Genomic DNA, 18526 nt, shown 5'->3' with positions numbered 1-18526 from the left:
CTTCTCCTAAGTACGGGATTCAGGCCAGTGCCGCGCGAGCGGCAGCGAAGGCTTCTGGGGTATTGAGGTTGGCGGTCGACACACCGTCGGCGCAGCGCTTGTTCAAGCCGGCCAGGACTTTACCCGGGCCGCACTCGACCAGCTCGGTGGCACCGTTGGCGGCCAGGGTCTGGACCGATTCAACCCAGCGCACTGGCTTGTACAGTTGCTCCAGCAGGTCGCGCTTGAGGGTGTCGAGGTCGGCAGCCACGGCCGCACTGACGTTCTGCACCAGCGGGATCTGCGGCGCTTGCCAGTTGATGGCAGCGATAGACTCGGCAAACCGCTCTGCCGCCGGGCGCATCAGCTCACAGTGGGACGGTACGCTCACCGGCAATGGCAGGGCACGCTTGGCGCCACGGGCCTTGCAACCCTCGATGGCACGCTCGACAGCTGCCTTGGCGCCGGCGATCACCACCTGGCCTGGGGAGTTGAAGTTCACCGCGCTGACCACTTCGCCTTGCGCCGCTTCGGCGCAGGCCTCGATCACCACCGCGTCGTCCAGGCCCAGGATAGCGGCCATGCCGCCCTGCCCGGCCGGAACGGCTTCTTGCATCAGTTGACCACGACGCTCGACCAGCTTGACCGCTTCAGCCAAGGTCAGGCTGCCCGCGGCCACCAGGGCGCTGTATTCGCCCAGGCTGTGCCCCGCGACGAACGCAGGGCGCGCGCCGCCTTCTGCCAACCACAAGCGCCACAGGGCGATCGAGGCGGTCAGGATGGCCGGCTGGGTTTTATCGGTTTGGTTGAGCAGCGCTTCCGGCCCTTGCTGGGTCAGTGCCCACAGGTCGTAACCCAGGGCGTCAGAAGCTTCCTTGAAGGTGTCCAGGATCAGCGGGTATTGCGCGCCCAGCTCGGCCAACATGCCGAGGGACTGCGAACCCTGCCCTGGAAAGACGAATGCGAGGGATGTAGACATGTAACAAGCCCCTAATGATCTGGTCGTCAAAAATGCTCGCGCCTACGGTGGGCGCGAACGAAACTGACAGATTGGATGGTCAATTGAACTGGCCGGTCACATTTAAGCACTCCCGGGCCAATTCGCCTAAGGCAACAGATCCTCGAGACGGCCGTGCAAGCGTTGCGGCAGGTTCTCTTGAATCTCGATCAAGGCCCGTGCAATTGCACTTTGAAAGCCCAGCACACCGGCCGAGCCATGGCTTTTTACCACAATGCCCTGCAAGCCAAGAAAGCTTGCACCGTTGTGCCGTGCTGGCGCCAGGTCAGCCTGCAAGCGTCGCATCAGGGGCAGCGCCAAGGCCCCCACTATACGTGACGCCAGGTTGCGCTTGAACAAAGCTTCGATACGCGTAGCAATCATGGTTGCCAGGCCTTCGCTGGATTTGAGCAGGATATTACCGACAAAGCCGTCGCACACCACCACATCAGCTTCACCACGGTACAAACCATCACCCTCAACAAAGCCGATGTAGTTCAAGCCCCGCGCGCTTTGTAGCAAGGTGGCGGCAAGCTTGACTTGCTGGTTGCCCTTGATGTCCTCGGTACCGATATTCAGCAGGGCAACCCTGGGCCGGGCCACGCCCAGCGCTTCGGCGGCCACCGAGCCCATTACGGCGAACTGCAGCAGGTGCTCGGCGCTGCAATCAACATTGGCGCCCAGGTCCAGCAACTGGCAATAGCCTTTCTGCGTAGGGATCGCCGCCACCATCGCCGGCCGATCAATACCTGGCAAGGTTTTGAGCACATGCCGTGACAAGGCCATCAACGCGCCCGTGTTGCCGGCGCTGACACAGGCTTGCACCTTGCCATCACGCAACAACTCAAGGGCCACCCGCATAGAAGAATCGGGCTTGCCACGCAGGGCAACCGCCGGCTTTTCATCCATGCTGATGGTTTCGCTGGCTGGCGTAATCGTCAGGCGCGCGCGATCCACCGCCGGATGGCTGGCAATCAGTTCTTCAAGTAGGGAGGGTTGACCGACGAGGGTCAGGTGCAGCGAGGGCGTGGCAGACAGGCTAGCAATGCAGGCCTGAACAATGCTGCGGGGACCGAAGTCCCCGCCCATTGCGTCAATCGCGATGACTTGAGCAGACAAGTGATTACTCGTCAGCGCCCTTGTCGATCACTTTACGGCCACGGTATACGCCTTCTGGCGATACGTGGTGACGCAGGTGAACTTCACCAGTGGTCTTTTCCACGGACAGGGTGCTAGCCTCGAGAGCGTCGTGCGAACGGCGCATGTCACGGGCGGAGCGGGATTTTTTGTTCTGCTGAACAGCCATAATTGATTAACTCCTAAACGTTTGGGTCACGCTTTAACTGCGCCAATACACTGAACGGGTTGGACCGCGTTACCTCGTCCTCGCTCGGCTCGGCCTCGTCATCGAGACCCTCCGGCTGCTGGCATTCTTCCGGATGATGAGCAGGCACAATGGGCAAGGCGAGCAAAAGCTCCTCCTCGATCAGTGCATGCAGATCCAATGGATCTTCGCCCAGTTCCAGCACGTCATAACCTTTCGGCAACGACTGGGTATTCGCACCCTCTTTCACCACAGCATAACTGCATTCGCTGTGGATCGGCAGGGTGACCAGCTCAAGACAACGCTGGCAAACCATTTTGACTTCGGTGTCGATAACGCTGTGGATTACCACAGATTTACGTTCATCTCGTTCAAAAACGAATTTCGCCTGCACCGTACCGACAGTGTCGGAAAGCGGGTCGCAGAGTCTCTCCAAATCGGCCAGCAGCACTTCACCTTGAAGGGTGGTGCCACGATCAGCCAATTTGCGCGGGTCAACGTGAGGTGGAATCGGGTCATTCAACATAGGCGCAGCATTATAGGGATGCACCCGGCCATGTCAAAGGAAATTCAGCCCTGTGCGTCAGCCGGTCACGTCGCTAGAATCGGCGACTGCCTTGAGGAGACGTATATGCTGCCTTTATTACTCGCGTCCAGCTCGGTTTATCGCCGGGAATTACTGAGTCGCCTGCACCTGCCGTTCACCTGCAGCTCGCCGGATATCGACGAAAGCCACCGCCCGGATGAATCCGCCATCGAACTGGTCAAGCGCCTGGCCGAACAAAAGGCCCGCGCCCTCGCCGCCAGCCATCCTGGGCATTTAATCATTGGCTCGGATCAGGTCGCCGCACTGGAAGGCCGGATCATCGGCAAGCCGCACACCTTCGAAAATGCCCGCGAGCAATTACTGGCTGCCAGCGGCAAGCGTGTGAGCTTTCTTACCGGGCTGGCACTGCTCAACAGCGAGACCGGGCGCTGCCAGGTGGACTGCGTGCCGTTTACCGTACACATGCGCGAACTGGATGCAGAGCGTATTGAGCGCTATCTGCGGATCGAGCAGCCTTATGACTGTGCGGGCAGCTTCAAAGCAGAAGGGCTCGGTGTGAGCTTGTTCCGGAGCACCGAGGGACCGGATGCGACCAGCCTGGTTGGGCTGCCACTGATTCGACTGGTGGACATGCTGCTGACCGAAAGCGTACAGATCCCTTGAAACCTTCGTAAAGCAATGTGGGAGCTGGCTTGCCTGCGATAGCGATGTACCATGCAACACTTATATCGACTGATCCATCGCTATCGCGGGCAAGCCCGCTCCCACAGTTGATCTACACCTAGCTTGGAATTTCAGCGCAGGGACGGCCCCTGGAAGCCCATGTACAGCGCCAACTTCTCCGCCACACTGGCACCGAGTTTCTTGGAGAAGCGATCAAACGGCGATTCCTCGACCGTAAAATCCACCAACTCCTTCTCACCCACTACATCCCGCGCCACCGAGCTGGCGCTGCCCAAGCCGTCAATCAAGCCCAGCGGCAATGCCTGCTCGCCCGACCAGACAAGGCCGGAGAACAGCTCCGGATGCTCTTTATCTTTCAAGCGATCCCCACGCCCCTGCTTGACGCTGGCGATGAACTGACGATGGGTAGTGTCGAGCACGCCCTGCCAGAACGCGATTTCATCCGCCTTCTGCGGCTGGAAAGGATCGAGGAACGACTTGTGCTCACCCGAGGTATAGGTGCGACGCTCGACCCCCAGTTTCTCCATGGCACCGACAAAACCGTAACCGGCCGCCGTCACACCGATAGAACCCACCAGGCTGGCCTTGTCGGCATAGATCTGGTCCGCAGCGCTGGCAATGTAATAGGCACCCGAGGCCCCCAGGTCGGAGATCACGGCATAGAGCTTGGTATCCGGATGCAAGGCGCGCAGACGACGAATCTCGTCATACACATAACCCGACTGCACTGGGCTGCCACCTGGGCTGTTGATGCGCAGGATAACGCCCTTGACCTTGGCATCCTCAAAAGCCGCGCGCAGGCTGGTGACAATATTGTCGGCACTGGCGGGCTCCTTGTCGGCAATCACGCCGCGCACTTCGATCAAGGCGGTGTAGTGACTGCCACGGGTGGCGCTCTTTTCCATGTCCATCAGCGGACTGAACAGCGCCAGCATCCCAAGCAGGTACACAAAGGTCAGCAGCTTGAAAAAAATCCCCCAGCGCCGCGAACGCCGCTGTTCCTGGACGCTGGCCAGGAGGGTCTTCTCCAAAAGCTTCCAGCTTTTATCATCACTGCTCTCGGCCTTTTCAGGCGCCTTCCACTCGTCACTCATGCCATCAACCCCAGCAAAGACTTATCGGGCCCGGCTGAGCCAGACCTGCAGTTCGGAAAAATGATCAATCGTCAGCCTCGGCTCGTACTGCTGCAACGCCTCGGCAGACTGGGCGCCGTAGCTGACGGCGACACTATCCATGCCTGCATTGCGCGCCATCATCAGGTCGAAAGACGCATCACCCACCATCAATGCCTCGCGTGGCGTAACACCACAGTGCGCAAGGATCTGCTCCAGCATCAAGGGATGAGGCTTGCTGGCGGTTTCATCCGCAGCGCGGGTGATATCAAAGTAATCTTCCCAGCCGTGAGCCTTGAGCACACGGTCCAGGCCGCGACGAGCCTTGCCGGTGGCGACCGCCAGGTGATATCCCTCGGCACGAAACGCTTGCAGCGATTGCACCACACCTTCAAACAGCGGCGAAGGCGTAGCTTCCAGCGCAATGTAGTGGTCGGCGTAGTGCTCGCGAAACGCTACCAACTCGGCGTCGCTGATGTCGGGGTACAAGGTGCGAATGGCTTCAGGCAAACCCAGGCCGATAATGCCCTTGACCGCCAGGTCCGTGCACAACTCAAAGCCCGAGCGGGTCGAGGCCATGTGCATGGACTCGACGATGCGGCCAATGGAATTGGCCAGCGTCCCGTCCCAATCGAAGATCAGCAGCTTGTAGTCAAGGTGCGACACTCAAACGCTCCACGGTCTTGGCCCACATTTCATCGACCGGCGCCTGCAGTTTCAGCTCGCCGCCATCGGGCAGCGGCACGGTGAGCATGTAGGCGTGCAGGAACAGGCGCTTGCCGCCCAGATCGCGAATTTCCTTGGAGAAATCCTCGTCGCCGTACTTGGTGTCACCGGCGATGCAGTGACCTGCATGCAGGGTGTGCACCCGAATCTGGTGGGTGCGCCCGGTCACCGGCTTGGCCTCGACCATGGTGGCAAAGTCCCCGAAGCGGCGCAGCACCTTGAACAGGGTCAGGGCTTCTTTGCCCTCCTCATCCACTTCGACCATGCGCTCGCCGGAGCGCAGGTTGCTCTTTTGCAACGGCGCACGCACGCTCTTGATCGAGCTGGCCCAGTTGCCGCGCACCAGCGCCATGTAGCGTTTGTCCACGCCATCGCCACGCAGGGCGGTGTGTAGATGGCGCAACATGCTGCGCTTCTTGGCGATCATCAGCAGGCCAGACGTGTCGCGGTCCAGGCGATGAACCAACTCCAGCTCCTTGCAATCGGGGCGCAACTGACGAAAGGCTTCGATCACGCCGAAGTTCAAGCCACTGCCACCGTGAACCGCAATGCCACAGGGCTTGTTGATCACGATCAGCTTGTTGTCTTCGAACACAATCGACGCTTCCAGGCGCTGCAAGAGGCCTTGGGCCAGCGGTACCGGCTCGTCGCGCTCAGGCACGCGCACGGGCGGCACACGGACGATATCGCCCGCCTGCAGCTTGTATTCAGGCTTGATGCGCCCCTTGTTCACGCGCACTTCGCCTTTACGCAAGATGCGGTAAATCAAGGTCTTGGGCACGCCTTTGAGCCTGGCCAGGAGAAAATTGTCGATGCGTTGGCCGGCATATTCCGGCGAGACCTCAAGCAGCTGGACGCTGGGGGTCGGGGGGGCGGTAGTCGTCATGGCGGCGATGATAACAATTTTTTATGGAATTGAAGCACTTAATCATTACTGCTATAGTCGCGAACGCCGCCAAAAGCGGCCTGGACAGAGGACATGCGGCAAACTGCCGGCCCTGACCATCGCAATTCATCAGGACGCGAGGCCGTCCTACGGGGCTTTCGCCACCCAGGAAGGCTCAAGATTGTAACAAGCGCAGGTGACATGAGGCCTGAAGCGAGTGCAGAAAGCAGAGTGAATACTCGCCTTTTGCGCCGATATTTACGGCCAGTTCACAAAGTGCAGTCAGTTTTGAGCCAGACCATGGCGAATGCTTCGGAAACAACGCCTGTTAAGAGCTGAGTGAGAGCGCAACCGCCCACACCTAGTCTTGTTTAGCCATGAGCGTGGACTCCCCATTGGAGAACACGGTAAATGCCAACCCGCTGCGGATTCTGCGCGCGGCAGCACCCGAATTATCAGGGATACGTGTAGGGTGGAGATGCACAACCGTCGGACTGTGTAGCACTAGGCTTGTTTTAGACGCTTCATCTCGTCCACAGTCGCCGGTTGATTCCTCCTCCTGACCTTAGCTTTTGTTGAAGTGGTGCCTTTGTCACCACCGCTAACGAGCAGGACGCGTCCGTCGCGATATTGGCCCAATTGGCCGATTTTGCTGGACACTGGAGTGGCCAACCACTCTTGACGCACCTGACACCGACCGTGAGAAGTCGTGTGTGCCGAACGCCGTTTCCGGCAGCCCGGAAACCGACGGTACAACATGAAAAGAATGCTGATTAACGCAACTCAACCCGAAGAGTTGCGTGTTGCACTGGTAGATGGCCAACGCCTCTACGACCTGGACATCGAATCCGGTGCACGCGAGCAGAAAAAGGCCAACATCTATAAAGGCCGTATCACTCGCATCGAACCAAGCCTTGAGGCTGCCTTTGTCGATTTCGGCTCCGAGCGCCACGGCTTCCTGCCCCTCAAAGAAATCTCCCGCGAATACTTCAAGAAAGCCCCTGAAGGCCGCGTGAACATCAAGGACGTCCTGAGCGAAGGCCAGGAAGTCATCGTCCAGGTCGAAAAAGAAGAACGTGGCAACAAGGGCGCAGCCCTGACCACCTTCATCAGCCTCGCCGGTCGTTACCTGGTGCTGATGCCGAACAACCCACGTGCAGGCGGTATTTCCCGTCGCATCGAAGGCGAAGAGCGCAACGAACTGCGTGAAGCGCTGAACGGCCTGATCGCACCGGCCGACATGGGCCTGATCGTGCGCACTGCCGGCCTGGGGCGCAGCAGCGAAGAAATGCAGTGGGACCTCGACTACCTGCTGCAACTGTGGACCGCTATCAAAGAGGCGTCCCTGGATCGTTCCGCGCCGTTCCTGATCTACCAGGAAAGCAACGTAATCATCCGCGCCATCCGCGATTACCTGCGCCAGGACATCGGCGAAGTGCTGATCGACAGCGTTGAAGCTCAGGACGAAGCCCTGACCTTCATCCGCCAGGTAATGCCGCAGTACGCCAGCAAGATCAAGCTGTACGAAGACAGCGTTCCGCTGTTCAACCGTTTCCAGATCGAAAGCCAGATCGAGACCGCTTTCCAGCGCGTGGTCGAACTGCCTTCCGGCGGCTCCATCGTGATCGACCCGACCGAAGCTCTGGTGTCCATCGACATCAACTCGGCACGTGCGACCAAAGGCAGCGACATCGAAGAAACCGCCCTGCAGACCAACCTGGAAGCGGCTGAAGAAATCGCCCGCCAACTGCGTCTGCGTGACATCGGCGGCCTGATCGTGATCGACTTCATCGACATGACCCCTGCCAAGAACCAGCGCGCCGTGGAAGAGAAAGTCCGCGAATGCCTGGAAGCTGACCGCGCCCGCGTACAAGTGGGCCGTATCTCGCGCTTCGGCCTGCTGGAAATGTCCCGTCAGCGCCTGCGTCCATCCCTGGGCGAGAGCAGCGGCATCGTCTGCCCGCGTTGCAACGGCACCGGCATCATCCGTGACGTTGAATCGCTGTCCCTGGCGATCCTGCGCCTGATCGAAGAAGAAGCCCTGAAAGACCGCACCGCCGAAGTTCGCGCGCAAGTGCCGATTCCGGTTGCCGCCTTCCTGCTCAATGAAAAACGCAACTCGATCACCAAGATCGAACTGCGCACCCGTGCCCGTATCGTCATCCTCCCGAACGATCACCTCGAGACGCCGCACTTCGAAGTACAGCGCCTGCGTGACGACAGCCCGGAAGCCCATAGCGGGCAGTCCAGCTATGAAATCGCCGCGGCTGCCGCCGAAGTCGAAGAAGTCCAGCCAGCCGCTGCGACCCGCACCCTGGTTCGCCAGGAAGCCGCGGTGAAGACTGCACCGGCCCGTGCCAACGCACCGGTACCGACCGAAGCTGCCGCCCCGGTTGCCGCGCCGGCCGCGCTGCCTGAGCCAAGCCTGTTCAAGGGCCTGGTGAAGACGCTGGTCAGCCTGTTCGCCACCAAGGAAGAGCCTGCTGCCCCGGTTGTGGTTGAAAAACCTGCCACCGAGCGCCCGGCGCGCAACGAAGAGCGTCGCAACGGTCGCCAGCAGAGCCGTAACCGCAACGGCCGCCGTGACGAAGAGCGCAAGCCTCGCGAAGAACGTGCCCCGCGTGAAGAACGCGCACCACGTGAAGAGCGTGCGCCTCGCGAAGCCCGCGAAGAAACCCCGACCGTCGCCCGTGAAGAACGTGCACCGCGTGAAGAGCGCGCCCCACGTACCCCACGCGCTCCACGTGAAGACCGCAAGCCACGTGGCGAGCGTGAAGAACGCGTGCGTGAACTGCGCGAGCCTCTGGACGCGGCACCTGCCGTTGCCGCTGCCGCAGCCGTTAGCACCGAAGAACGCCCGGCCCGCCAGCCGCGTGAAGAACGCGCACCACGCGAAGAGCGCCAACCGCGCCCGCCACGTGAAGAGCGTCAACCACGCGCCGAGCAAGCCGCTGCTGCCACCGAAGAAGAAGTACTGACCGGCGAAGAGCAGTTGCAGGAAGACGGCCAGGACAACGCCGAAGGCGATCGTCCACGCCGCCGCTCCCGCGGCCAGCGTCGTCGCAGCAACCGTCGTGAGCGTCAGCGTGATGCCAACGGCAACGTAATCGAAGGTTCGGAAGAAACCGGCGAGAACGCAGAAGCTGCCAACAACGAGCCAACAGGCGCCGAACTGGCTGCCGGTTTGGCCGTTACCGCTGCCGTTGCCAGCTCAGTCATCAGCGCACCTGCTGAAGCCCAGGCTCACGAGCAAGCCGAACGTGCTACCGCTGCCATCGAAGACACTGTTGCCGTAGAAGCGCCAGCCGCCGAAACCCCAGCGGTTGAAGCGCCGGTTGTTGAAGCGCCAGTCGTTGAAGCCACGACCCCTGTCGAAGCCCCAGTGGTTCCGGAAGTGGAAGTTGCCCCGGTTCGCGATGCACAGCCAGAAACCGACGTGGTTGCCGTTGAGCCAGCTCCATCGGTTGAGCCGCAGCCAGTAGTCGAAGCGGCTGCAGAAGCTCCGGTGGTCGAAGAAGCTGCCCCGGCTGTGCGTGAAGTTCGCGAAGAACAGACCGCCTTCCAGTGGACCGCCGAACCGGCTGCACCGGTTGAAGCGCCAGCGCCTGCCCCAGTGGTAGAAGAAGCACCGGCACCGGTTGCTGAAGTCGTCGCCGAGCCAGCCCCAGTGGTTGAGCCGACGCCGGTTGCGGAGCCTGCGCCCGTGGTTGAAGTTGAAGCCCCGGTGGTTGCCGAAGTGGCCGCCCCGGTGGTTGAAGCTGCACCTGCAAGCGCCCTCACCGAAAACGGCCGTGCGCCGAACGACCCGCGTGAAGTGCGTCGTCGCCGCAAGGAAGCCGAAGCTGCTGCAGCCGCAGCCAAGGCGTTAGAGCACGAGGCCCAGGAAGCAGAGCACGAGCCTAAACCCCTCGTCTGATTCCATAAGCCACTAAAAAGCCCCGCCTGAGTGATCAGGCGGGGCTTTTTTATGGCTGATTATCTCGACCTGGAATGCGATCACTGTGGGAGCTGGCTTGCCTGCGATAGCGTCGATTCAGCCAGCGTGGCGGTGACTGACACACCGCTATCGCAGCAGAGGTATCTACACAACTTTGTGGGCTGTAACGGCAGACGGTAACCACGATGCGAAGCGAGTCGCTCTTGATCTGCTTTTGATCTTAGGCGCCCCGTCAAACCACGCCGGCCGGTATTCGACAGGGATTTTGGGGGTGAACCGGCAGCGATTTAGCCGCCGTCAGGGCGGAACCTTAAGTGGCCGTTACCGCAGGAATGGATATGTACACAATCCAACTGTGTTGACTGTCAGGCCGCTATCGCAGGCAAGCCAGCTCCCACATTGGACGGTGGTGCGTCAGGTAGATAAGCGCCGGCTATCAGGCCGTTACGGGAGCAAGCTCCCTCGCCACAGGTCCAACGTCGGCTCTAAGTAGATACCTATGGCTATCGTAGGCAAGCCAGCTGCCACACTTAACCTGCAGTAAAACTCAACCGTTGCGGCACATCCACATCCCAATGCACACCAGGATCATCTACCTGCACTTCTCGCACCTGAGTTTGTGCAAACAACGGCCTGGCCCCACGATCCCCACTCAGAGCCATCAGCGCCGGCCCAAACCTGTGATGGAAAGCCACCGGGTGCCCGTACTGCCCGGCAGATACCGGTACAGTGACGCCCTCCACGCAGGCAATCACCCGTTCGATACTCGATGACCGAATAAACGGCATATCCCCCAACACCACCAGCCACCCATCCGCTGCACCGCTGGCCTTGACCGCCGCCGCAATGCTGTCGCCCATACCGCTCGAATCCAGCAGTACAACCTGACAGCCATAAGCCTCTGCCAGGCGGATAACCTCCCCGCGCTCCGGCGACGTCACCAGCCAGCGCGTTACCACACGCTCAGGCAAGTTGCGCAACACCTGCTCGATGACCGGCCGGCTAACGCCATCCAGCCCCACACACGCGGCGAGCAATTTGTCTTGATCAGCTCCAGCTTCGGCACGAAAACGACTGCCCTGCCCCGCCGCCAGCACAATCGCCGTCACCGTCACTCGGCCACCACTGCCATCGGTTTTTTCTGCATCGGTGCCACCCCGTTTTTGATCGCAACAATTTCCGCCATCAGCGACAGCGCAATTTCCGCCGGCGTATGGCTGCCGATGTGCAGGCCGATCGGCCCGTGCAAACGCGCAATGGCCTCCGCCGACAGGCCCAGCGCGGCCAGGTTCTCCCGACGCTTTTGGGTATTGACCCGCGAACCCAGGGCGCCGATATAGAAGGCCGTGGAGTTCAGCGCCGTCAGCAACGCCATGTCATCCAAACGTGGATCGTGGGTCAGGCAGACAATGGCCGTGCGTTCATCGGTATGGATGTTCAACACCGCCTCGTCGGGCATGCCCGGCACAAAGCGTCCATGCTGGTCCTCCCAGCCGTAGACGAACTCTTCGCGGGGGTCGCAGATCAGCACTTCGAAATCCAGCAGACGTGCCATTTCCGCTACGTAGCGCGACAGCTGCCCGGCGCCGATCAACAGCAGGCGCCAGCGCGGGCCATAGATGGCGCGCAAGCGTTCGCCGTCGAAGCTCACCACGTCGGTCTTGCTGGCGGCGCTCAAGGTCACTTCGCCGGTGGCCAGGTTCAGCTCGCGAGCGATAATCTGATGATCTTCACAACGCGCCAGCAGCGTTTCGACCCAACCCCACTCTTCCACGCGCTCCTCGGTGAGCCGCAGGGTGCCGCCGCAGGGCAGGCCAAAACGCGCCGCCTCGTCGCGGGTGACGCCGTAGGTCACCAACTGCACGGGCGGGCCGTCAGCGGGTAAGCGGCCGTCCTGCAGGCGCGCGATCAAGTCATCCTCGATGCAACCGCCCGACACCGAGCCAATCACCACGCCATCACCGCGCAGGGCCAGCATCGCCCCCGGCGGGCGCGGCGCGCTGCCCCAGGTTTGCACCACGCTGTACAACATCACGCGCTGCCCGGCGCGGCGCCATTGCAGCACGCTGCGCAGGACGTTCAGATCCACACTGTCCATCAGGCCTCCGGTAAGTACTGTCGCGCTCACTGTAAACCAAAAATATCGGTTGTATCCCGCCAGAAACGCAAACGCCCCGAACCAGTCGGGGCGTTTACGGATAGCGCTGGCGTCAGTTCACGCCCGCAGCCACTTACTTGACGACAGGCGCCGGGCCTTCAGCCACGCCCAGGTCATCGAGCTCGCGGGTTTCGGAGATACCGGTACCGCCAGACGCCAGCTCGCTTTGCAGCTTGTCGGTGTCCAGTTCCTTGACCCACTTGGCCACAACGATGGTGGCAACTGCGTTACCCACCAGGTTGGTCAGCGCACGGGCTTCGGACATGAAACGGTCGATACCCAGGATCAGCGCCAAGCCGGCAACCGGCAGGTGACCAACGGCCGACAGGGTGGCGGCCAGTACGATGAAGCCCGAACCGGTCACGCCAGCAGCGCCTTTGGACGACAGCAGCAGCACCAGCAGCAGGGTGATCTGGTGAGTGATGTCCATGTGGGTGTCGGTCGCCTGAGCGATGAACACAGCCGCCATGGTCAGGTAGATCGACGTACCGTCGAGGTTGAAGGAGTAACCGGTTGGAATCACCAGGCCGACCACGGACTTCTTCGCGCCCAGGCGTTCCATCTTGATCAGCATACGCGGCAGTGCGGATTCCGACGACGAGGTGCCCAGTACGATCAGCAGTTCTTCACGGATGTAGCGGATCAGCTTCAACACGCTGAAACCGTGAGCGCGGCAGATAGCGCCCAGCACCAGCACCACGAACAGAATGCAGGTGATGTAGAAGCAGATCATCAACTGGCCCAACTGCACCAGGGAACCGACACCGTAGGCGCCGATGGTGAACGCCATGGCACCCAGGGCACCGATTGGCGCGAGCTTCATGATCATGTTGATGATGTTGAACATCACATGGGCGAAGCGATCGATGAAGTCCAGCACCGGCTTGCCGTAGGCACCCAGGCGGTGCAGGGCGAAACCGAAGATCACCGAGAACATCAGCACTTGCAGGATGTCGCCGTTGGCGAAGGCGCCGACGATGGTGTTCGGGATGACGTTGAGGATAAAGCCGACGATGCTCTGGTCTTTACCGGCGGTGACGTAGGCCGCCACTTTGGAAGCATCCAGGGTCGCGACGTCGATGTGCATGCCGGCGCCCGGCTGCACCACGTTGACCACGACCAGGCCAATCAGCAGGGCGATGGTGGAAACGATTTCGAAGTACAGCAGCGCGTAGCCGCCGGTCTTGCCCACCGACTTCATGCTTTGCATGCCAGCGATGCCGCTGACCACGGTACAGAAGATGATCGGGGCGATGACCATTTTGATCAGCTTGATAAAGCCGTCACCCAGTGGCTTGAGGGCCACGCCGGTCTGCGGGTAGAAGTGGCCGAGCAAAATACCGATAACGATTGCAACGATCACCTGGAAATACAGGGATTTGTAGATTGGCTGACGAGTCGTCATTGCAAAGTTCCTCAATCGTCCCGTGTGGCAAATATCCGCCATTGCCCACGGCACTTGAATTGCGAACCCTCCTGCACTGGAGGGATTTGTTGTTTGCGAAGCCTGTAGGAGCAAGCCTGCGCTGTAATCCTTATCGCAAACAGCGTGCCACTTTGCTTAAACACGCTGAAGGCCTTTAGACATCAGGGCTTTGGGTTCACGGGCGACTCCGGAGAGTGCAACACAGTGGCGGATTTCCGCCCACTCATCCTGTCTCGTCCTACAATTTGGCGGATATCCGCCTTGTCGCGCCACTGGGTGATGGCTACCATCCGCCACTCCATGGATGAGGCCGTTGCATGCGTGAACGTACCATCGCCAGCCATTACGCCCGAGCGGCCCTCGGCGGTGCGCGCCGAGCCGGTTTCGACTACTCGGGGGTGTTGCAGCAGGTGGGCATCACCCCGGAACTGCTGACCGAACCCCGCGCCCGCATCGCTCCAGAGCAATTTGCCCGCTTGCTGCAAATGCTCTGGCTGGGGTTGGATGACGAATACCTGGGGTTTGCCGAAGGGCCGAGCAAACGCGGCACTTTCGCCATGATGTGCCACGCGCTGATCCATTGCCGCACGCTGGAGAAGGCGCTGGAGCGCGGCTTATTGTTTTATAGCCTGTTCCCCCAAGGCCCACGCTGGCAACTGACCAAAGAAGGCGACATGGCGCGCCTGAGCCTGGACGACTCACAGCTATGGGACCCGGACCACTTCCTCAGTGAATGCCTGCTGGTGATCTGGCATCGCCTGGGCAGTTGGTTGATCGGCCAGCGTATCCGGCTGCAGCAGGCCACCTTCAGTTACCCGATGCCGGCCCATGCCGGTGAATATGACCTGCTGTTCCCCTGCCCCCAGGTGTTCGGCGCGCCGACCAGCAGCCTAGTGTTTCCCAGCCGCTACCTGAGCCTGCCGCTGTTGCAGGATGAACGCACCCTCAAGCACTTCTTGCAGCGCTCCCCTGCCGACTTGTTGTCCCGGCCGGATGAAGGTGACAGCCTGAGCAGCCAGTTGCGCCGCCTGCTGAGCCGCGACCGCACGCCCTGGCCAGACCTGGAAGCCGTCGCCCAGCACTTGCACATCAGCCCACAGACCCTGCGTCGGCACCTGCGCGAAGAAGGCACGAGCTTTCAAGCATTGAAAGATGAGTTACGCCGGGATATCGCCATTTACCACCTGGGGCGGGCGGATTTGTCTTTGCAGGAGATCGCCGAGCAGTTGGGGTTTTCCGAACCGTCGGCGTTTCATCGGGCGTTCAAGAAGTGGACAGGGCTGACGCCGGGGGCCTATAGAGCGCAGGAGAGTTAGCGGTGTATTGGCTGGGAGGGCCTCATCGCAGGCAAGCCAGCTCCCACACTTGAATGTATTCACACATCAAAATTTGTAAACCCGATCAACTGTGGAAGCTGGCGTGCCTGCGATGAGGCCAGTGCAGATCACAAGGCAGGAAAGTGAATCCTGAACGCCGCCCCACCCAACGCTGAATCCCCCAACGTCAACCGCGCGTGATAGCTTTCGATGATGTCCTTGACCACCGCCAGCCCGATCCCCTGCCCCGGGTGCTGGCGATCTAGCCGTTCGCCGCGCTGCAGGATCCGTGCACGCTGGTCCGGTGGTACGCCGGGGCCGTCGTCTTCGATACACAGCTCAATGCCATCGAGGTTTTCCACCAGGCTGATACGCACTTGCTTGAGGCACAGGCGGTAGGCGTTTTCCAGCAGGTTGCCGAGCATTTCGAGCAACGCGCCCTTCTCGATGGGCACTTCGCAGGCCTGCGGTAAATCGAAGGTCACGGTGACCCGCTTGTCGCGGTAAACTTTTTCCAATGTATCGCACAGGCTTTGCACCACCGGTTCCAGGCGGACCTGGTGGCGCACCAGGCCACTTTTACGCAGGCTGGCACGCTGCAGTTGGTAACCGATCTGCTGGCTCATGCGTTCGATCTGCGATTGCAGCACCCACGCCTGGCTACGTTCTTCGGGGCGCTGGGCCATGTCTTCGCTCACGCCCTGCAACACCGCCAGTGGCGTTTTCAGGCTGTGAGCCAAGTCATCGAGGGAGTCGCGGTAGCGCGCACGCTGTTCGCGCTCGCTGTGCAGCAAGCGGTTCAGGGAGCCGGTCAGGCGCAGCAGTTCGCGGGGGTGTTCTTCGCTGAGGCTTTCGCGGGTGCCGCCTTCGATCTGGTCGAGTTCATGGCTCAGGCGTCGCAGGGCTTGCAGGCCCCAGGTCAGGCCCAGCCACAACAGCGTCAACAACACCAGCAAGGCCGCGCCGAACCCGAGGTAGAGGTTCTCGCGCAGGCCTTCGAGGGTCAGTTGGTATTCGCGTACCGGCTGCAGGGCGACAATGCTGAACGCCGCGCTCTTGCCTCCCAGCAGCCGGACCTCGACGTCATACACGAAAAATTCCTGGCCATTGGCCTCGCGAATGCGCGCAAACTCGTTGCCGCGCCCGTCGTAGCGCGGTTTGTAGTTGATGTTTTCTTCCTGGGTCGCCCGCGAGCGCCATACCAGATGGCCTTCACGGTCGTAGATATAACCCAGCAGCCGACTGTCGGTGAGGTTGAAACGCTCATCGGGCAGCTGCGCCGGCATCAGCAGGCGGTTATTGTCGACCCGCGCCGCAGATATCAGGGTGGTCACATCCGACGCCAGGCGCTGTTCGATGGAATCCTGCAACGCCAGGCTGAACGCGCCTTGCATGGCCGGCAACAGGCCGAGCATAAACAGCACGGCCAGGGTGGCGGCCGCCAGCATCAGGCGCACACGTAGCGAACGAATCAACGGCAGCGCTCATTGAACAGGTAGCCCAGGCCACGCACGGTGTCGATCGGCTTGAACCCGGCCGGGCCTTCCAGCTTGCGGCGCAGGCGGCCGACCAGCACTTCGATCACGTTTGGATCGCGCTCGTCGTCATCCGGGTACAGTTGCTCCATCAAACGGTCTTTGGCGACCACTTGTTGATGATGACGCATCAAGTATTCGAGGATCCGATACTCGTAGGCGGTCAGCGCCAAGGGTTGCTCGTCCAGGGAGGCTTGCTTGCGGTTGAGGTCCAGCAGCAGCGGCCCGGCAACGATAGTCGACTGGGTAAAACCGCTGGAGCGGCGCAGCAAGGCGTTCATGCGTGCCTCCAGCTCTTCGAACTGGAACGGCTTGACCACGTAGTCGTCGGCCCCGGCCGCCAAGCCTTCAACCTTGTCCTGCCAGTTGCCGCGGGCGGTGAGGATCAGGATCGGGAAGGTCTTGGTCTGGGTGCGCAACTGGCGAATCAGGTCCAGGCCGCCCATGCCGGGCAGGCCAAGGTCGATGATCGCCAGGTCATGGTTGAATTGGCCGGTCTGGTACAGGGCTTCTTCGGCATTGGCCACGGCTTCGACCACATGCCCGCTGTCGGTCAGGCGGGTAAACAGGTGATGACGCAGCAGCGCCTCATCTTCCACCACCAGCAATTTCATAAGGTTCTCCACTGCAATTCAACTAGCCGACAGGGGGATATCATAGCGGCCCTGCAGCTCTTGGGGGCGCAGTTTTATGCCATTGTAGTGGCCAGTCAGGTGCGCGTAGCCGCTGCGATAGTCGGGTTGCGCAGGGGTAGCGCCCAGGGCCTGGCCCCACGGCGCGGCCTGGGTGCCGGCGTCTTCGAAGCTGACACGATGGATCAGGTTGCTGGATTTCTTGGTTTTCTCGCTGCCAAAGGCCGCAAAGGCGCCATCGGACGCCTGCACGCCGGCAGTGGCGCCGAGCATGGTCAAGGCCAACATCAGCTTTTTGATCGCAGTCATGGTGGTTACCTCATACGCATTTAAGCTGTGGGGCCCAGACTACGCAGGCGCCCCTGAACTCCCCCTGAACAGGCTCTGAACCGCAGCTGAACCGCATCGGGCTATCCACTGGCGCACCAACTCGGCAAAATACCGCGCATGACGCCCCTACCCGCTTGCTGCACCCCACTCGATGATCATTGGCCGTTGCCGGTTTCTTTGCCGGGCACGGTGTTTTTGAGCACGCGATTCGACCCGGCTTTATTGAGCCACGGCGATTTTCAGCGCTGCGATGTGCCGCCGCCCGCGAGCATCCAACGCTCGGTCGCCAAGCGCCAGGCGGAATTTCTCGCCGGCCGCCTGTGCGCGCGCGAAGCGCTGCAACGACTCGATCATCTGCACTGCATCCCGGCCATCGGCGAAGACCGTGCCCCGGTCTGGCCAGGGCATATCAGTGGTTCCATCACCCACAGCACCGGGCACGCTGCGGCGATTGTCGGGCACAAGGCGCAATGGCGCGGGCTGGGCATGGACCTGGAGCATCTGCTGACGGTGGAACGGGCCGAACGCCTGGCCGGGGAAATTCTGACGGCCGATGAGCTCCAGCGCATGGCCGCCCTGCCCCGTGAGCAACACGCCTTGCTGGTGACGCTGACGTTTTCGGTGAAGGAAAGCTTGTTCAAGGCGCTCTATCCGATCGTGCACAAGCGCTTTTATTTCGAGCATGCCGAGGTGTTGGAGTGGTCAGCGGCTGGGAAGGTGCGCCTGCGGTTGCTGACCGATCTTTCGCAAGAATGGAAGCATGGCAAAGAGCTGGAAGGGCAGTTTGTGGTGCAAGGGGAGCAGTTGTTGAGCTTGGTGGCTATCGCAATGTAGGAGCGAGCTTGCTCGCGAAAAACTCACAGGCGCCGCGTTTATTCAGGCAGCACGCGTTATCGTTGAGGTTTTTCGCGAGCAAGCTCGCTCCTACAGTTAGGTT

General features: G+C 61.0%; 17 protein-coding genes. 4 read left to right on the top strand and 13 right to left on the bottom strand.

The features are described from left to right. Nucleotides 1-19: 19 nt before the first annotated feature. From fabD to GIW79_RS18980, 4 genes are all read right to left on the bottom strand, one after another. Nucleotides 20-958 carry an ACP S-malonyltransferase gene (gene fabD / locus GIW79_RS18995; protein WP_014719563.1) on the bottom strand — a complete coding sequence of 313 codons (939 nt, stop codon included), beginning with the start codon at nt 956-958 and terminating at the stop codon, nt 20-22. A 126-nt stretch (nt 959-1084) separates the two neighbouring features. Further along, nucleotides 1085-2095 (bottom strand): phosphate acyltransferase PlsX, encoded by a 1011-nt coding sequence (gene plsX / locus GIW79_RS18990; RefSeq protein ID WP_236454042.1) that lies wholly within the window; start codon nt 2093-2095, stop codon nt 1085-1087. Between the two features lie 4 nt (nt 2096-2099). Next, nucleotides 2100-2282, bottom strand: coding sequence for a 50S ribosomal protein L32 (rpmF, locus tag GIW79_RS18985; protein WP_003179396.1), 183 nt, complete (start codon nt 2280-2282; stop codon nt 2100-2102). A gap of 13 nt (nt 2283-2295) precedes the next feature. Further along, the gene (locus tag GIW79_RS18980) at nt 2296-2826 is read right to left on the bottom strand and encodes a YceD family protein (protein WP_003175611.1); all 531 of its coding nucleotides are present in this window, start codon (nt 2824-2826) and stop codon (nt 2296-2298) included. A gap of 105 nt (nt 2827-2931) precedes the next feature. Here GIW79_RS18980 and GIW79_RS18975 point away from each other — a divergent pair, with 105 nt between their 5' ends. Then, nucleotides 2932-3510 (top strand): Maf family protein, encoded by a 579-nt coding sequence (locus tag GIW79_RS18975; protein ID WP_198791664.1) that lies wholly within the window; start codon nt 2932-2934, stop codon nt 3508-3510. Between the two features lie 131 nt (nt 3511-3641). Here GIW79_RS18975 and GIW79_RS18970 read toward each other — a convergent pair whose 3' ends face one another. The 3 genes from GIW79_RS18970 to rluC are packed head-to-tail and all read right to left on the bottom strand — an operon-like array spanning nt 3642 to nt 6255. Then, nucleotides 3642-4625 (bottom strand): S49 family peptidase, encoded by a 984-nt coding sequence (locus tag GIW79_RS18970; protein ID WP_236454045.1) that lies wholly within the window; start codon nt 4623-4625, stop codon nt 3642-3644. A gap of 21 nt (nt 4626-4646) precedes the next feature. After that, on the bottom strand, nt 4647-5309 hold the full coding sequence (locus GIW79_RS18965) for an HAD-IA family hydrolase (RefSeq protein ID WP_034128443.1): 663 nt from the start codon (nt 5307-5309) through the stop codon (nt 4647-4649). Further along, nucleotides 5296-6255, bottom strand: coding sequence for a 23S rRNA pseudouridine(955/2504/2580) synthase RluC (gene rluC / locus GIW79_RS18960; protein ID WP_003189264.1), 960 nt, complete (start codon nt 6253-6255; stop codon nt 5296-5298). Before rluC ends, GIW79_RS18965 begins: the two co-directional genes overlap by 14 nt. Nucleotides 6256-7012: 757 nt before the next feature. Here rluC and rne point away from each other — a divergent pair. After that, the gene (rne, locus tag GIW79_RS18955) at nt 7013-10171 is read left to right on the top strand and encodes a ribonuclease E (RefSeq protein ID WP_236454048.1); all 3159 of its coding nucleotides are present in this window, start codon (nt 7013-7015) and stop codon (nt 10169-10171) included. A 551-nt stretch (nt 10172-10722) separates the two neighbouring features. Here the strand turns inward: rne and GIW79_RS18950 are convergent. The 3 genes from GIW79_RS18950 to GIW79_RS18940 form a co-directional block, all read right to left on the bottom strand. Next, on the bottom strand, nt 10723-11307 hold the full coding sequence (locus GIW79_RS18950) for a nucleotidyltransferase family protein (protein ID WP_072448787.1): 585 nt from the start codon (nt 11305-11307) through the stop codon (nt 10723-10725). After that, entirely contained in the window at nt 11304-12290 is a 987-nt protein-coding gene (locus tag GIW79_RS18945; RefSeq protein ID WP_072448789.1) for an XdhC family protein, read from the bottom strand. The genes GIW79_RS18950 and GIW79_RS18945 overlap by 4 nt, the downstream gene beginning before the upstream one ends. A 133-nt stretch (nt 12291-12423) precedes the next feature. Then, nucleotides 12424-13755, bottom strand: coding sequence for a dicarboxylate/amino acid:cation symporter (locus tag GIW79_RS18940; protein WP_003189258.1), 1332 nt, complete (start codon nt 13753-13755; stop codon nt 12424-12426). 338 nt (nt 13756-14093) lie between these two features. Here GIW79_RS18940 and GIW79_RS18935 point away from each other — a divergent pair, with 338 nt between their 5' ends. After that, the gene (locus tag GIW79_RS18935) at nt 14094-15092 is read left to right on the top strand and encodes an AraC family transcriptional regulator (protein WP_054897925.1); all 999 of its coding nucleotides are present in this window, start codon (nt 14094-14096) and stop codon (nt 15090-15092) included. A gap of 128 nt (nt 15093-15220) precedes the next feature. On the opposite strand, the gene GIW79_RS18930 is transcribed toward GIW79_RS18935, so the two are convergent. The 3 genes from GIW79_RS18930 to GIW79_RS18920 are packed head-to-tail and all read right to left on the bottom strand — an operon-like array spanning nt 15221 to nt 17568. Beyond that, nucleotides 15221-16567 carry an ATP-binding protein gene (locus GIW79_RS18930; protein ID WP_019817208.1) on the bottom strand — a complete coding sequence of 449 codons (1347 nt, stop codon included), beginning with the start codon at nt 16565-16567 and terminating at the stop codon, nt 15221-15223. Further along, the gene (locus tag GIW79_RS18925) at nt 16564-17241 is read right to left on the bottom strand and encodes a response regulator (protein ID WP_003193559.1); all 678 of its coding nucleotides are present in this window, start codon (nt 17239-17241) and stop codon (nt 16564-16566) included. The genes GIW79_RS18930 and GIW79_RS18925 overlap by 4 nt, the downstream gene beginning before the upstream one ends. A gap of 18 nt (nt 17242-17259) precedes the next feature. Beyond that, the gene (locus tag GIW79_RS18920) at nt 17260-17568 is read right to left on the bottom strand and encodes a hypothetical protein (protein ID WP_003193560.1); all 309 of its coding nucleotides are present in this window, start codon (nt 17566-17568) and stop codon (nt 17260-17262) included. Between the two features lie 138 nt (nt 17569-17706). Between GIW79_RS18920 and GIW79_RS18915 the strand changes: the two genes are divergently transcribed. Next, the gene (locus GIW79_RS18915) at nt 17707-18423 is read left to right on the top strand and encodes a 4'-phosphopantetheinyl transferase family protein (protein ID WP_072448791.1); all 717 of its coding nucleotides are present in this window, start codon (nt 17707-17709) and stop codon (nt 18421-18423) included. Nucleotides 18424-18526: the final 103 nt, after the last annotated feature.

Origin of the sequence: Pseudomonas sp. PA-7-1E, from assembly GCF_021605325.1 — a bacterium.
GTDB classification, from domain to species: Bacteria; Pseudomonadota; Gammaproteobacteria; order Pseudomonadales; family Pseudomonadaceae; genus Aquipseudomonas; species Aquipseudomonas fluorescens_BV.
Note: the sequence above shows the minus strand (reverse complement) of the source record. Positions and strands in the feature narration are given on the sequence as shown.

Excerpts from the sequence above, each read along its gene's own strand:
- fabD (WP_014719563.1), bottom strand. The coding sequence starts at position 958 with ATGTCTACATCCCTCGCATTCGTCTTTCCAGGGCAGGGTTCGCAGTCC.
- rpmF (WP_003179396.1), bottom strand. The coding sequence starts at position 2,282 with ATGGCTGTTCAGCAGAACAAAAAATCCCGCTCCGCCCGTGACATGCGC.
- GIW79_RS18980 (WP_003175611.1), bottom strand. The coding sequence starts at position 2,826 with ATGTTGAATGACCCGATTCCACCTCACGTTGACCCGCGCAAATTGGCT.
- GIW79_RS18975 (WP_198791664.1), top strand. The coding sequence starts at position 2,932 with ATGCTGCCTTTATTACTCGCGTCCAGCTCGGTTTATCGCCGGGAATTA.
- GIW79_RS18970 (WP_236454045.1), bottom strand. The coding sequence starts at position 4,625 with ATGAGTGACGAGTGGAAGGCGCCTGAAAAGGCCGAGAGCAGTGATGAT.
- rluC (WP_003189264.1), bottom strand. The coding sequence starts at position 6,255 with ATGACGACTACCGCCCCCCCGACCCCCAGCGTCCAGCTGCTTGAGGTC.
- rne (WP_236454048.1), top strand. The coding sequence starts at position 7,013 with ATGAAAAGAATGCTGATTAACGCAACTCAACCCGAAGAGTTGCGTGTT.
- GIW79_RS18945 (WP_072448789.1), bottom strand. The coding sequence starts at position 12,290 with ATGGACAGTGTGGATCTGAACGTCCTGCGCAGCGTGCTGCAATGGCGC.
- GIW79_RS18940 (WP_003189258.1), bottom strand. The coding sequence starts at position 13,755 with ATGACGACTCGTCAGCCAATCTACAAATCCCTGTATTTCCAGGTGATC.
- GIW79_RS18935 (WP_054897925.1), top strand. The coding sequence starts at position 14,094 with ATGCGTGAACGTACCATCGCCAGCCATTACGCCCGAGCGGCCCTCGGC.
- GIW79_RS18925 (WP_003193559.1), bottom strand. The coding sequence starts at position 17,241 with ATGAAATTGCTGGTGGTGGAAGATGAGGCGCTGCTGCGTCATCACCTG.
- GIW79_RS18920 (WP_003193560.1), bottom strand. The coding sequence starts at position 17,568 with ATGACTGCGATCAAAAAGCTGATGTTGGCCTTGACCATGCTCGGCGCC.
- GIW79_RS18915 (WP_072448791.1), top strand. The coding sequence starts at position 17,707 with ATGACGCCCCTACCCGCTTGCTGCACCCCACTCGATGATCATTGGCCG.